Origin of the sequence: Streptomyces sp. NPDC088762 (assembly GCF_044750905.1) — a bacterium.
In the GTDB taxonomy this organism is placed as follows: Bacteria; Actinomycetota; Actinomycetes; order Streptomycetales; family Streptomycetaceae; genus Streptomyces.
Genome location: NZ_JBIVKT010000005.1, coordinates 38769 through 52027, shown reverse-complemented (window position 1 = coordinate 52027; position 13259 = coordinate 38769). Strand labels below are relative to the sequence as shown.

Below are 13259 nucleotides of genomic sequence, written 5' to 3'. Positions count from 1 at the left end.
GGCGCGCCCCCTGTGACACGCCGAACGGGCAGCCTATCCGCTCCTCACGACGCCCTTTCCCCTCAGTGGGAGTTCGCGCGAGGAACGGCCCGCGAACACCTCGCGATGACCGGAACCCACGACCCACGCGTGGCGCTGCGGATCCCATGAGGACAGCGCACGTGCGTCGACGGAGATGGCGACCCGCTGCGAGCGGCCCGGCGCGAGGGTGAGCCGCCGGTAGCCGGCCAGGGCGCGCACCGGCTGGTCCAGCTTCAGCTCCGGGGAGGGGCCGACGTACACCTGGGCCACCTCGGTGCCCTTGCGGCGGCCGGTGTTGCGGACGGTGAACTCCACGAGCAGGCCCCCGCGCTCCGGCCGCACCGTCAGGTCCTCGTACTGCCACGTCGTGTACGAGAGCCCGTGCCCGAAGGGGAACAGCGGGGTCACGCGCTGCGCGTCGTACCAGCGGTGGCCCGCGTGGATGCCCTCGGCGTACTCCTGCCTGCCTCCCACTCCCGGGTAGCGCAGCGGGTCCCCGCCGACCGGGGTCTCCCGCTCGTCGGCCGGGAAGGTCTGCGTGAGCCGGCCTCCCGGGTCCACGTCCCCGAAGAGGACGTCTGCGGTCGCAGCCGCGCCCTCCTGTCCCGGGTAGTACATCTGGAGCACCGCCCCGGTGCGCGCGAGCCAGGGCATCGTCGTACCGCCGGGGGTGTTGAGGACCACCGTGGTACGGGGATTGGCGGCGGCGACCGCCTCGATCAGCGCGGCCTGCCCGCCCGGCAGCGCCAGGGAGCTGCGGTCGCTGCCCTCGGTGGAGTCCTCGTAGGCGAACAGCACCACGCTGCGCGCCGCCTTGGCGGTCCGTACCGCCTCGGCGAGGTCGGCGGCCCGGGTGGCCCTGGTGATGTGCCGCAGCCGGAAGCGCTGCCCCCCGGCCCCTCCCTGGGCGTTCACGCTGAGCCGGTGGACGCCGGCCTTGAGGGTGAGCGTGCGGCGGCGCACGCTCATCCCGTCGGGCGCGGAGCCGAGCAGTCCGCCCGCGTAGTCCTCGGCCGCGCCCTCCCGGACAGGGAACAGCTCCTTGCCGTCCAGCCGTACGGCGGGCCGCACCCCGGTGTAATGGACGAGCAGGGTCCACTCGTCGTCGGTGGCGAGGCGGAACTCCCCCTCGTGGCTCCACCCGCGCCCGGCGTCCACGCTCCGGTCGTCCAGGGCGGCGGGCGGCGTCAGCAGGGCCGGCGGCAGGGGGCGGCCGTACAGGTCCTCGCCGAGGGCGTAGCGCACGGTGGAGCCGTTCCCCGCGCGCCGCCGGAGGGCGGTGAGCGGTGCCGTCGCCCCGTCGGGGACCACGTGGGCGCTGCCGCCACCGCCGACGAAGGGCACCTGGGCGGTGGGGCCGATGACCGCGATGGATCGGGCGGCGGCTCCGGTCAACGGCAGGGTGCCGTGCTCGTTGCGCAAGAGGACGGCCCCGGCGGTGGCCACCTTGCGGGCGACCCGGGCTCCGGCGGCCGGGTCGCGCGGGGGCCGCGCGGCGGGGCGGGCGGCCAGCAGCCCGAAGCGGTCCAGGGTGGTCAGGATCCGGCGTACGGCGAGGTCGACGGCGCTCTCGGGCACCGAGCCGCCGCCCACCGCCTCGCGCAGCGGGCGGCCGAAGTGGGTGCCGCCGGGCATCTCCATGTCGAGTCCCGCGCCGATGGCGGCGACGGTGCTGTGGGCGGCTTCCCAGTCGGACATCACCCAGCCGTCGAACCCCCAGCCGCCGCGCAGCACTTCGTCGAGGAGCGGCTTGCTCTCGCAGGCGTAGACCCCGTTGACCTTGTTGTACGCGCCCATCACGGCGCCCGCGCCGGCGGCCACGGCGCCCTCAAAGCCCCGTAGCTCGGTCTCGTGGAGGGTCTGTTCGGCCGCGATCGCGTCGATGGTGTCGCGGCCCCGCTCCTGGTTGTTGAGGGCGAAGTGCTTGACGGTGGCGATGAGCCCCTCGTCCTGGATCCCGCGGACCACCTCGCCGACGAGGTCGGCGGTCAGGCGCGGCTCCTCGGAGAAGGTCTCGAAGTTCCGGCCGGCGTACGGGGTGCGGATGAGGTTGGCCATGGGTGCCAGCAGGACGTCCTGGCCGAGCGCGCGGCCCTCGCGGCCGAGGACCCTGCCGTACTCGCGGGCCAGCGCCGGGTCGAAGGCGGAGGCGAGCATGACCGGCGCGGGAAGTGCGGTGGCCGGTTTCGCGACGCGCACGCCGGCGGGCCCGTCGGCGAGGCGCAGTGCGGGGATGCCCAGGCGCGGGACGCCGGGAAGGTAGCCGGCCTGGCCGAGGGGGGCCGGGTCGGGGGCGCCGTGGAGCAGGGCGGTCTTCTCGTCGAGGGTGAGCCGCTCCAGCAGGGCGTCGATCTTCGCGGCGCCGCCGGGGCCGGCGGCGGGGGCGCCGGGTGCTCCGTTGCGCAGCCCCGCGCCGGGCGGTACGGAGGCCACGCAGCCGCCCGCGCCCAGCACCGCGCCCACCGCGCCGGCCGCTCCGATCAGCCGCATCGCGGAACGTCTGGACACGGCCTCGCTCATGGGCGCTCCCTGCGGCGTGGTTCGGCGGGAGCGGCCCGCGCCGGACCGCTCCCGCGCCCCACTGTGCGCCGGGCGGCCGCGGGGCCCCGCCGGGACGCGCCACCGGCGGCGCCAGGTTCAGCCCTGCGGCGGCTGCGGCACGCCGTCGGGCTCCCGCCGGGGCTCGTCCTGGATCCGGACCCGCGCCTCGGTACGGTGCCCGCGCGCGATGTAGTCCCGTACGACGGCCTCGACCGCGTCCTGCGGCGAGCCGACCCCGGCGAGCACCATCACCTCCACCACGAGCTCGGCGTCGAGGCTGATGTTGACCTTGGCCATGGAAACCCCTCCGTCATCGTCCGAGGGACTCTAGCGGGGCGGCTCCGCGGTGGCGCGGTGTCGTGCGTAAGCGGCCGCCCCGGCCGGCGAGCGCGCCCACGGTCCACTCAACATGCGGATGGGGGACGTGCAACGCGGGGACTGGGCACCTGCAACCCACCTTGCGCATAAGCAGTTACGGCCCATGACTTCCTGTGTACGCTCTGCGGTTTCGAGCATCGCTCCAAGAGCAGGAGTCACGTGTACCCGCCACCGCACGCCTACCCGCCCCTGCCCACGCCCGCACGGCGCTGGTGGCACCATCCGGCCCTCGTCATCACCGCCCTGGTCCTCATACCTCCGCTCGGCATCGCCCTGGCCTGGACGGGCCGCTGGAGCAAGGGCAAGAAGATCGTCGCGACGGTTCTCGCCGGCCTGTGGTTCCTCACCCCCTTCCTCGGCGACCCGCCGAAGAAGACCGGCACCGAGGCGAAGCCGCAGGCGGCCGCCGCCGCACCGAGCTCCAGCCCGAGCCCGGGCCCGAGCCCGTCCGGACCTCCCGGCTTCGTCGGCCAGAACCTCAGGGCGGCGAAGAGCGGAGCCTCCTCCGCCGGCTACGACTCGATCTCGCACGACGCTTCGGACGGCAACGCCGGCCAGGCGGACGAGGACAACTGGAAGGTGTGCTTCCAGGCCCCGGCGGCCAAGCAGACCGGCAAGCTGCCGACGCTCGACTTCGCGGTCGTCCGCAACGAGGTCCCGTGCCCGGCCAAGAACGGCGACCCGATCCCGTACCCGAAGATGCCGAAGGTCGTCGGCCTGACGTTCGCGAGAGCATCCGGGACGCTCAAGCCGATCGGCCTGCGGAAGGTCGAGCCGCAGAGCGCGTACACCGACGTCAGCCTCCCGGCAGCCGTGGACGACTGGACCGTCTGCTTCCAGGAGCCCGCGGAGGGCACGGAGGTCCGGGACCCGAAGACCACGACCGCGTACGTGAAGCTCACCGCCCCCGGTACCCCCTGCCCGGTGCAGCAGAACACCGAGCTGCACCCGAAGCCCACCCCGACCCCCGATGACGACGACTCCGGCACCTCGTCCACCGGCGGCTCCGCCTCCGGGTCCGGGGGGTCGAGCACGGACGGCGGGAGCACGGGCGGCGGAGGGGCGGGCACCGTCACTCCCGGCGCCTTCTGTTCGCCGGCCGGAGCAATCGGCACCGGTAAGAACGGCAGCGCGTACACCTGCAAGGGCCCCACTCCGAACCGCTGGCGCCGCTGACCTGCCCGGTACTCAACGGCGAAGCCCCCGGCCCGATCGGGCGGGGGCGGAAGCGGCGGTGTCCGCCCGGCGGACGGCGAGGGGCGGCCTGCCGGCCATCCGGGGGCGAGGCACACCGGCAGACGCGCGCCGTATGTGGAGGAGCGTGACCGGACGGGTCCCGGGGGACCCGTCCCACGCTCCCCCCGCCGACAGGCCTTAGGAGTTCGGCCGCAGGGTCCAGACGACGGTCATCTCGCCGGTGACGGCCTCGTCCTCGCGCTGGATGGCGATGGTGACGGGGAACTCGGGGCGGCCGCCCGCGTCGAGTTCCGCGACGACCTCCGCCGCCGGGCGGCCGAGGGTGGCGGTGGCGGTGACGACGCCCTTGGCGAGCTTCTTGTAGCCGATCTCGGCCTTCACGGCGAGGGGAACGGCGCGCGAGAGCTGCTCGCCGAAGGCGGCCAGGACGATCGCGCCGCTCGCCGACTCGGCGAGGGTGAACATGGCGCCGGCGTGGGGGCCGCCGACATGGTTGTGGTAGTCGGGCTGGTCCGGGAGCCGGACGACCGCGCGCTCGGGCGTGGTCTCCAGGAACTGGAGGTTCAGGGTCCGGGCCATCGGCACCGTCGCGGCGAGCAGTTCGCCCACGTTCATCTGATCTGCGCTCATGGAACGGAATGTTACCCGCGAGTAGATGTGCTTGACCAGAGCCGGGGACGGGGGCGGCCGTGGCTCCCACACTGCGCGCCCACTATCGTTACCGGCCATGTGGCCAGGACAGCAGCAGCCGCCCGGGGGAGAACAGCACCCCCAGGACGCGCAACAGAACCCGTACCAGCAGCAGCCGGGGCAGCCGAACCCGTACCAGCAGCAGCCCGGTTACGGGTATCCGCAGCAGGGCTACCAGACGCCCCCGCCGGTCCAGCCCTGGGGCCAGCCCCAGCAGGCTCCCGCCCCTGCCCCGCAGGGCGGCGGCAGCCCCTACTCCACGAAGACCGTGGCCATCGTCGCGGCCTCCGCGGTCGTGGTGGCGGCCGCGGCGACCGGCGCCTTCGTCCTGACCCGGGACGACAAGAACACGCAGGCCAACGACAAGCCGCCCGCCACCTCCTCCTCGGCTCCGGTCTCCTCCGAACCCGCACCGGCCGGGAGCAGCCCGAACCCGCGCGCGGGCGGCGACGTGAAGCCCGTGATCCCGGGCTGGAAGGTCGTGGTGAACCCGAAGTACGACACCGCCTTCGACGTTCCGCCGGAGTGGAACGTCCTGGGCGCCACCATGGCCATCGGGTTCGAGGACGAGGTGAAGAACGACGGCTCCGCGGTCACCATGATGTCCGGGCCGGCCTACCTCAAGGAAGACTGGTGCAAGGTCGACTCCGACAAGGACGGCAGGGAGGAGACGACCTCCCTGGCCGGTACCGGCACCAAGGGCGGCCAGGGCGCCAAGGACACCGCCGAGGCCGTGCGCAACGAGGCCGGGAACTGGGCGTTCGCCGGCTACGCGCAGAAGGCGCCGAAGGGCACCACCAAGGTGTCGGATCCGAAGGAGTACACCACCTCCTCCGGCCTGAAGGGCCACACGGCGACGGCCAGCGTGACGGGCCTGCCGAAGGAGAACAAGTGCGCCACGGACGGTCAGTCCATCGCCTTCAGCTTCAAGAACGCCAAGGGTGACTTCGTCAGCTGGGTGCTCTACGGCGCCGCGGGCGTCCCCGACGCGGTCAGCAAGGAGACGCAGGAGAAGATCCTCAGCTCCGTCCGCCTGACGTCGAGCTGATTTTCTGCCCCCTCCGCCCCGGCCCGACAATCCGTTTGGATTCTCGGACCGGGGCGGAGATAGTCCCTGGGTGAGCTCACCCTCCCCCGCCTCGCCCCGCACGCCCGCACGCCGCCGCCGGCCCGCCTGGGCCGGCCGCAACTACACCCTGCTGACGGGTGCCGCGGTCGTCACCAACCTCGGCAGCCACGGAGCGCTCATCGCGGCCGCCTTCGCGGTCATGGAGGCGGGCGGTTCCGGCGGCGACGTCGGCCTGGTGGCGGCCGCCCGTACGCTGCCGCTCGTCCTCTTCCTCCTCATCGGCGGCGCCCTCGCCGACCGGCTGCCGCGCCACCGCGTGATGGTCGCGGCCAACGCCCTGAACTGCCTCTCCCAGGCCGCCTTCGCCGTGCTCGTCCTGGCCGGGGACCCACAGCTGTGGCAAATGATGCTGCTGACCGCCCTGTGCGGCACCGGTACGGCCTTCTTCAACCCGGCGGCCGAGGGCATGCTGCTGTCCACCGTTTCCGGCGAGCACGCCAACCGCGCCTTCGCGCTGTTCAGGATGGCGATGAACGGGGCCGGCATCGGCGGCGCGGCCCTCGGCGGCGCGATGATCGCCGCGATCGGCCCGGGCTGGGTACTGGCCGTGGACGCGGCCGCCTTCGCGATCGCGGGGGCGCTACGGGCCTTCCTCGACGTCGGCCACGTCCCCGACCGGGCGCCCGGCGGCGGCCTCCTGGCCGACCTGCGCGAAGGCTGGGTGGAGGTCCGCACCCGCCCCTGGCTGTGGAGCATCGTGCTCCAGTTCTCCGTCGTCGTGGCCGTCGTCGGCGCCGCGGAGGCGGTCTACGGTCCGCTGGTCGCCCGGGACCGCCTCGGCGGTCCCGCGCCCTGGGGCCTTGCCCTGGCCTGCTTCGGCGTCGGCACCATCGCCGGGGCGGTCCTGATGATGGCCTGGAAACCGCGCCGGCTGCTGCTGGTCGGCACCCTGTGCGTGTTCCCGCTGGCGCTGCCCTCGGCGGGGCTGGCGGTTCCGCTGCCCGTGTGGGGGCTGTGTCTGGTGATGTTCGTCAGCGGCGGCGCCATCGAGGTGTTCGGCGTGAACTGGATGACGACGATGCACCAGGAGATCCCGGAGGAGAAGTTCTCCCGGGTCTCGGCCTACGACTGGTTCGGCTCGGTGTCCATGCTCCCCCTGGCCACGGCCGTGGCCGGCCCGGCCGAAGCGGCCTTCGGCCGCACCGAGGCCCTGTGGGGCTGCGCGGCCCTGGTCGTCCTGGCCACGGCTGCGGTCCTCCTGATCCCGGACGTCCGCCACCTGACCCGGCGGGCCAAGGAGTCCGGGCCGCGCCCGGCCCCCTGGGGCTCCGCCCCAGACCCCGCGCCTCAAACGCCGGCGAGGCTGGATGCGCCCGCCTGAGCCCGCAAGCGCGGGCACAAAACCGGGGCTCCGCCCCGCACCCCGCGCCTCAGACCGCTGGATTGCCCGCAGGGCCATCTCAGCCCCGCCGGCGTTTGAGGCGCGGGGTCTGGGGCGGAGCCCCAGGACACGGCGCCGCGCCCGCCCCCTCACCCCAGGCTGAACGCCCCCTCCGGCGGCACCGGAGAAGCCACCGCATCCGCATCGACCACAGGCCGCGCCCCCCGCACGAACCTCGCCAGCGCATCCCCGTCCTCCACCCGCGCCGGAAAGGCGTCACCCGCGCACCTCCGAGCCAGCGCAGCCACCGGCAGCGCCCCGTCCGAAGCCAGCAGCACCGCATTGCCGAACCGTCGCCCCCGCAACACCCCGGGCTCCGCGATCAGCGCGAGTTCCCCGAACACGGCCCCGAAGTTGGCCAGTTGCGCCCGCAGGAAGTCGAACGGCGCCCCGTCGGCCAGGTTCGCCGCATACAGCCCGCCGGGCCTCAGCACCCGCGCCGCCTCCCGCGCGTACTCCACCGACGTCAGCTGCGCCGGCACCCGCGATCCGCCGAACACATCGGCCACGACCACGTCCGCGCTGCCCGTCGGCGCCGCCTCCAGCCAGGCCCGCGCATCGGCGGCGTGCACCGTGACCCCGGCCCCCTCCGGCAGCGGCAGGCACTCCGCGACCAGCTCCACCAGCCCCGCGTCGAACTCCACGACCGTCTGCCGGGACCCCGGGCGGGTCGCCGACGCGTACCGCGGCAGCGTCAGCGCGCCCCCGCCCAGGTGCAGGACGTCCAGCGGAAGCCCCGGCTCCGCCGCGCAGTCCAGGACGTGCGCGAGGCGGCGCACGTACTCGAACTCCAGGTGCTCGGGATCGTCGAGGTCCACGTACGACTGCGGCGCCCCGTCCACGGTCAGCAGCCAGGCCCGCTCCCGGTCCACGTCCGGCATCAGTTTGGCGGTGCCCTGGTCCACGTCCCGGATCACGGGAATCTGTTCGTCGCTCACCCCGCCATTGTCAGGCCCGCCGAGCCGGTGGGACCGCTCAGGCCGACCAGACCGCAGCCGCCTCCGCGGCGTGCTCCGCCGCCTGCGCGAGCCCGGCACGCGCCGCCGGGTCCCGCCGCGCCGGGTCCAGGACATTGCGTCCGAAGGCCTTGCGGGCCTGCGCGGAGGGGGTGATCAGCAGCACCTTCGCGCCCGCCTCCCGCAGCCGCGCCGCCTGGGCGGCGGGCGAGGGGAGCAGTCCGGACCCGAGTGAGATCGGCGCCAGGATCACCACCCGCGCGTAGCCGGCGGCGAGGTCCGCGTTGGTCGCCGAGCGGACCCCGCCGTCGATGAACCGGCGTCCGCCGACCGTCACCGGCGGCCACACCCCCGGAACCGCGCAGCTCGCCGAGACCGCGTCGAGCAGCCCGGCGCCGCTCTCCCGGTCGAAGTCGGCCGGCTCACCGCTGACCGCGTCGACGGCGGTGACGACGAACCTGCGCTCGGGCCACTCGGCGGAAACGAGCCGGGCCTCGAGCACCTTGCGCCGTTCCGCCTCCTCGCCCGTGTCCGCGGCCAGCGCGAGCGCCCCCACCCGCCTGCGGTAGGCGAGGGCGTCCCGCGACCGCACCATCGCGACGGCGTACCGGGCGACGAGCCCGGCGCCGAGCCGGGCGGGGCGCTCCCCGGCGGGGTCGCCGAGCTGGCGCTCGTACAGCTCCTGCGGGGTGAGCAGACCCGAGGTGAGCTGGGCGCCGACCACGGAGCCGGCGGAGGTGCCGACGACGAGGTCGGCGGTGGTGAGGTCCACGCCGGCGCGGGCGAGCCCGTACAGCATCCCGGCCTCCCAGCCCACGCCGGTGAGTCCTCCGCCGCCGAGCACCAGTGCCGTGTCGCCGCCCATCTCCGCCCGCCCCTCTTCACGCTCCGCTGGTGACGGCAGTCTGCCGCAGCGGTTCTGCCGTCACCAGGGCGGGGCCGGGATCAGCCCGCCGGCCGCCCGACCTGGTCCGGTCAGGCCGGTACGGCCGTCACCGTCCCCGCGCCGACGGTCCGCCCGCCCTCGCGGATGGCGAAGCCGAGCCCCGACTCCAGCGGCACGTCCCGCCCGAGCTCGACGGTCATCGTGACCGTCTCCCCCGGCCGGGCCACGCCGGCCTCCCCCAGGTCCACGTCCCCCACCACGTCGGCGGTGCGGATGTAGAACTGCGGCCGGTACCCCGACGCCACCGGTGTCGTCCGCCCTCCCTCGCGCGCCGACAGGACGTACACCTGCGCGGTGAAGCGCCGCTTGGGCGTCACACTGCCGGGAGCGGCCACCACGTGCCCGCGGCGCACCCCCTCGCGCGGCACGCCGCGCAGCAGCAGCGCGACGTTGTCCCCGGCCTCGGCGGACTCCATCGGCTTCCCGAAGGTCTCCAGTCCGGTGACGACCGTCTCGACGGCCCCGCCGTCGCCGAGCACGCTCACCCGGTCGCCGAGCCGTACGCTGCCGCGCTCGACGGCGCCGGTCACGACGGTCCCGCGCCCGGTGATGGTCAGCACGTTCTCCACTGGCAGCAGGAACGGCGCGTCGGTGTAGCGCACCGGCATCGGCACGTACGTGTCCACGGCGTCGAGCAGCGCCTCGATGGCCCCGGTCCACCGCGGGTCGCCCTCCAGCGCCCCGAGCCCGGAGACCCGTACCACCGGCGCTGCGTCGCCGCCGTAGCCGTGCGCGGTGAGCAGCTCGCGGACCTCCAGCTCGACCAGGTCGGTCAGCTCCGGGTCCCCGGCGTCGGCCTTGTTCAGGGCGACGACGATGTGGTCGACGCCGACCTGCCGGGCGAGGAGCACGTGCTCGGCGGTTTGCGGCATGACCCCGTCGAGCGCGGAGACGACGAGGATCGCCCCGTCGAGCTGCGCGGCTCCGGTGACCATGTTCTTGATGTAGTCGGCGTGGCCGGGCATGTCGACGTGGGCGTAGTGGCGGGTGTCCGTCTCGTACTCGACGTGCGTGAGGTTGATGGTGATCCCGCGCCGCGCCTCCTCGGGCGCCCGGTCGATCCGGTCGAAGGGCACGAAGGAGGCGCCCCCGCGCTCGGCGAGGACCTTGGTGATGGCGGCGGTGAGGGTGGTCTTGCCGTGGTCGACGTGACCCATGGTGCCGATGTTGAGGTGCGGCTTGGTGCGCACGAAAGCCGTCTTGGCCATGATGTTCTTCCCGTTGCTGGAAGCCGGAACGGGACCCCTGAACCGAACCGACCCTCCCCCTGCGGGGTCCGCCGGACGATCCGGGAAGGGTCAGCTTCGTGCGCCGTCGAATGCGGCGAAGGCGAATGCCTCGAAGGAGAGGACGGCAGCCTTCGGCGCGTCCGCGACTGCGGACGGCGCTGCGGGGAAGGCGTACCGGAACATGCCGCTGATCCTGCCGGAGCGGTCCCGGTCCGTCGAATGAATTTCCGCGCATCCGCGCCGCTGGAGCACGCGAAGCCCCGTGCCGTCAGAGGTTCTTGAGGGCCTCGCGCACGGACAGCGGGGAGAGGCAGCCGCGTTCGGCCTCGACGAAGGCGCGCACCGCACCCGGGTCCGTCTTGGCGTACTCGCGCAGGGACCAGCCGATCGCCTTGCGCAGGAAGAAGTCGGGATGCCCGGCCCGGCGGCGGCAGTACGCGAAGAGCCGGCCGGTGTCGGTGGCGTCCTTGTAGCGGAGCTGGTGCAGGAGGGCGGTGCGGGCGAGCCAGATGTCCTCGTCCTCGATCCACTCGTCCATCACGGACGCCAGTGCCGGGTCGGCGGCGACCAGCGGGCCCACCGTGTGCGCGGCCAGCAGGTCGACGGTGTCCCACCAGGGCACGGTGACGATCAGGTGGCGCACCACGGGCAGGAATCCGGAGGAGCAGCGCCGGACGTGGCGGCGCAGGTAGTCCACGGCGAAGTACCGGTACTCGCGCTCCGGGAGCCGCCAGCAGCGCAGCGCGAGCGCCGCGCAGTCGGACTCCGCCGGCGCGGGGGTGCCCGCGGTCACCACCTTGGACAGTTCCCGGCGCAGCGGGGTGGGGATGCCGAGGAAGGGGGCGACGTCCTTCATGTACGCGGTCATGGCCCGGGCCCGTACGGGGTCGGCGGCTGCCGCGTACGTGCCGGTCAGCCGCTCCACCAGGGTGTCCGCGAGAGCGCTGGCGGGAACCTCCGGGGGGCGTCGGGCGTTCGACAGCATGAGGCCCAGATTACGGCGGGCTGCCGCATACGTCGGTTAGTCTCCCGGGATGTCCCTCCTCCTGGCGCCGTGGACCCGGCTGACGCTGCTCGTCGTGCTGCTCGTGGGAGCCGGCGTGTGCGTGCTGCTGTACGAGCCGCAGCGCATCCTGTCGGAGGGCCGGCCCCCGGGTCTGCCGTTCGGCGCGGCGGTCCTGCTCTTCGCCGCCGGGTACGGCGTGTGCGCTGCGGCCTTCGTTCCGCGCCCGCTGCTCAATCTGGCCGCGGGAGCCGTCTTCGGCATACAGTCCGGCCTGGTCGCCGCGGTCGGGGGCACCGTGCTCGGCGCCGCGATCGCCTTCGGTCTGGGGCGCGTCATGGGCCAGCAGGCCTTGCGCCCCTACCTGCGCGGCCGCTGGCTCCAGGCGGCCGACGGCCAGCTCAGCCGGCACGGCTTCCGCTCGATGCTCGCCGTCCGGCTGTTTCCGGGGATGCCGTTCGTGGTGGCCAACTACTGCGCCTCCGTGTCCCGCTGCGGCTGGATCCCCTTCCTCTCGGCGACGGCGCTCGGCGTTGTCCCGAACACCGCGGCGTACGTGATCGCGGGGGCCAACGCCTCCTCCCCCGGATCGCCCGCCTTCCTCGTCTCGTTCGGCTTCATCGTCGTCTCCGTCGCGGCCGCCGGAGCGGTCGCCTGGCGCAAGCGGCACCGGCTGGCGCCGCCCCCGATCCACGAGGCGGCGTACGAACAGGCCCCCCAGCACCCCCCAGTGGTCACCGGCGCTCCACACGGGCCCTAGCATCGGACCCGAACTGCCCGACGATCACAAGGACGAGCGCACCCCGACATGAGCTGGTTCGAATCCCTAATCCTCGGTCTCGTCCAGGGGCTTACGGAGTTCCTCCCGATCTCCTCCAGCGCCCACTTGCGGCTGACCGCGGCGTTCGCCGGCTGGCAGGATCCCGGAGCGGCCTTCACCGCCATCACCCAGATCGGCACCGAGGCCGCCGTGCTGATCTACTTCCGCAAGGACATCGCGCGGATCGTCTCCACCTGGTTCCGCTCGCTGTTCAGCAAGGCGCTGCGCTCCGACCAGGACGCCAAGATGGGCTGGCTGGTGATCGTCGGCTCGATTCCGATCGGTGTCCTCGGCCTCGCCTTCAAGGACCAGATCGAGGGCCCCTTCCGCGACCTGCGGCTGACCGCCACCACCCTCGTCGTGATGGGCATCGTGCTGGGCATCGCCGACCGGCTGGCCGCACGCGACGAGGAGGGCGGCCGGCACCGCGCCATCCGCGTGCGCAAGACGCTCAGCGAGCTGGGCGTGAAGGACGGCCTGATCTTCGGTGTCTGCCAGGCGATGGCCCTGATCCCGGGTGTCTCCCGCTCGGGCGCGACGATCTCCGGCGGCCTGCTGCTCGGCTTCACGCGTGAGGCGGCGGCCCGCTACTCGTTCCTGCTCGCCATCCCGGCCGTGCTGGCCTCGGGCGCGTTCGAGATCAAGGACGTGGTGGAGAGCCCGGGCCACATCTCCTGGGGTCCGACGATCTTCGCGACCGTCATCGCCTTCTTCGTGGGATACGTCGTCATCGCGTGGTTCATGAAGTTCATCTCCAGCAAGAGCTTCATGCCCTTCGTGATCTACCGGATCGCGCTCGGCATCGCCCTGTTCGTGCTGGTCGGGATGGGCGTGCTGAGCCCGCACGCCGGCGAGTCGGGCGGATAGCCACAGCTCGCCGTCACCGCTTCGCGTGAACCGGAGGCCGCTCGGGAACGTTCCCGGGCGGCCTTCGCGTCGTTGTGCCTGAAGAGACCTGAAGGCGAGAA

At 73.5% G+C, this 13259-nt stretch carries 12 protein-coding genes; 5 read left to right on the top strand and 7 right to left on the bottom strand.

The window, feature by feature from the left end:
* Positions 1-33 precede the first annotated feature (33 nt).
* Positions 34-2541, bottom strand: a complete 2508-nt coding sequence (locus ACIP5M_RS14475; protein WP_401196456.1) for a beta-glucosidase — start codon at positions 2539-2541, stop codon at positions 34-36.
* A gap of 117 nt (positions 2542-2658) precedes the next feature.
* Positions 2659-2859 carry a type II toxin-antitoxin system VapB family antitoxin gene (locus ACIP5M_RS14470; RefSeq protein WP_401196453.1) on the bottom strand — a complete coding sequence of 67 codons (201 nt, stop codon included), beginning with the start codon at positions 2857-2859 and terminating at the stop codon, positions 2659-2661.
* A 240-nt stretch (positions 2860-3099) separates the two neighbouring features.
* On the opposite strand from ACIP5M_RS14470, the gene ACIP5M_RS14465 reads away from it, so the two are divergent.
* Positions 3100-4116 carry a PASTA domain-containing protein gene (locus ACIP5M_RS14465; protein WP_401196451.1) on the top strand — a complete coding sequence of 339 codons (1017 nt, stop codon included), beginning with the start codon at positions 3100-3102 and terminating at the stop codon, positions 4114-4116.
* A gap of 198 nt (positions 4117-4314) precedes the next feature.
* Here the strand turns inward: ACIP5M_RS14465 and ACIP5M_RS14460 are convergent, their stop codons facing one another.
* Positions 4315-4767, bottom strand: a complete 453-nt coding sequence (locus ACIP5M_RS14460; RefSeq protein ID WP_401196449.1) for a DUF4442 domain-containing protein — start codon at positions 4765-4767, stop codon at positions 4315-4317.
* A 97-nt stretch (positions 4768-4864) separates the two neighbouring features.
* Here ACIP5M_RS14460 and ACIP5M_RS14455 point away from each other — a divergent pair, with 97 nt between their 5' ends.
* A complete protein-coding gene (locus ACIP5M_RS14455) occupies positions 4865-5875 on the top strand; it encodes a hypothetical protein (RefSeq protein ID WP_401196448.1) in 1011 nt (336 codons plus the stop codon).
* Positions 5876-5945: 70 nt separating this feature from the next.
* The gene (locus ACIP5M_RS14450) at positions 5946-7277 is read left to right on the top strand and encodes an MFS transporter (protein ID WP_401196446.1); all 1332 of its coding nucleotides are present in this window, start codon (positions 5946-5948) and stop codon (positions 7275-7277) included.
* 149 nt (positions 7278-7426) lie between these two features.
* Here ACIP5M_RS14450 and ACIP5M_RS14445 read toward each other — a convergent pair whose 3' ends face one another.
* The 4 genes from ACIP5M_RS14445 to ACIP5M_RS14430 form a co-directional block, all read right to left on the bottom strand.
* Positions 7427-8218, bottom strand: coding sequence for a spermidine synthase (locus ACIP5M_RS14445; RefSeq protein ID WP_401197183.1), 792 nt, complete (start codon positions 8216-8218; stop codon positions 7427-7429).
* 94 nt (positions 8219-8312) lie between these two features.
* The gene (locus ACIP5M_RS14440) at positions 8313-9158 is read right to left on the bottom strand and encodes a patatin-like phospholipase family protein (protein ID WP_401196444.1); all 846 of its coding nucleotides are present in this window, start codon (positions 9156-9158) and stop codon (positions 8313-8315) included.
* Positions 9159-9268: 110 nt separating this feature from the next.
* Positions 9269-10447, bottom strand: coding sequence for an elongation factor Tu (tuf, locus tag ACIP5M_RS14435; protein ID WP_401196442.1), 1179 nt, complete (start codon positions 10445-10447; stop codon positions 9269-9271).
* Between the two features lie 289 nt (positions 10448-10736).
* On the bottom strand, positions 10737-11453 hold the full coding sequence (locus tag ACIP5M_RS14430; protein WP_401196440.1) for a DNA alkylation repair protein: 717 nt from the start codon (positions 11451-11453) through the stop codon (positions 10737-10739).
* 49 nt (positions 11454-11502) lie between these two features.
* Here ACIP5M_RS14430 and ACIP5M_RS14425 point away from each other — a divergent pair, with 49 nt between their 5' ends.
* Both ACIP5M_RS14425 and ACIP5M_RS14420 read left to right on the top strand, forming a co-directional pair.
* Positions 11503-12231 carry a TVP38/TMEM64 family protein gene (locus ACIP5M_RS14425; RefSeq protein WP_401196438.1) on the top strand — a complete coding sequence of 243 codons (729 nt, stop codon included), beginning with the start codon at positions 11503-11505 and terminating at the stop codon, positions 12229-12231.
* A gap of 48 nt (positions 12232-12279) precedes the next feature.
* Positions 12280-13158, top strand: a complete 879-nt coding sequence (locus tag ACIP5M_RS14420) for an undecaprenyl-diphosphate phosphatase (protein WP_401196436.1) — start codon at positions 12280-12282, stop codon at positions 13156-13158.
* The last annotated feature ends 101 nt before the right edge of the window (positions 13159-13259 follow it).

Excerpts from the sequence above, each read along its gene's own strand:
- ACIP5M_RS14470 (WP_401196453.1), bottom strand. The coding sequence starts at position 2,859 with ATGGCCAAGGTCAACATCAGCCTCGACGCCGAGCTCGTGGTGGAGGTG.
- ACIP5M_RS14440 (WP_401196444.1), bottom strand. The coding sequence starts at position 9,158 with ATGGGCGGCGACACGGCACTGGTGCTCGGCGGCGGAGGACTCACCGGC.
- ACIP5M_RS14430 (WP_401196440.1), bottom strand. The coding sequence starts at position 11,453 with ATGCTGTCGAACGCCCGACGCCCCCCGGAGGTTCCCGCCAGCGCTCTC.
- tuf (WP_401196442.1), bottom strand. The coding sequence starts at position 10,447 with ATGGCCAAGACGGCTTTCGTGCGCACCAAGCCGCACCTCAACATCGGC.
- ACIP5M_RS14475 (WP_401196456.1), bottom strand. The coding sequence starts at position 2,541 with ATGAGCGAGGCCGTGTCCAGACGTTCCGCGATGCGGCTGATCGGAGCG.
- ACIP5M_RS14425 (WP_401196438.1), top strand. The coding sequence starts at position 11,503 with ATGTCCCTCCTCCTGGCGCCGTGGACCCGGCTGACGCTGCTCGTCGTG.
- ACIP5M_RS14460 (WP_401196449.1), bottom strand. The coding sequence starts at position 4,767 with ATGAGCGCAGATCAGATGAACGTGGGCGAACTGCTCGCCGCGACGGTG.
- ACIP5M_RS14455 (WP_401196448.1), top strand. The coding sequence starts at position 4,865 with ATGTGGCCAGGACAGCAGCAGCCGCCCGGGGGAGAACAGCACCCCCAG.
- ACIP5M_RS14420 (WP_401196436.1), top strand. The coding sequence starts at position 12,280 with ATGAGCTGGTTCGAATCCCTAATCCTCGGTCTCGTCCAGGGGCTTACG.
- ACIP5M_RS14445 (WP_401197183.1), bottom strand. The coding sequence starts at position 8,218 with ATGCCGGACGTGGACCGGGAGCGGGCCTGGCTGCTGACCGTGGACGGG.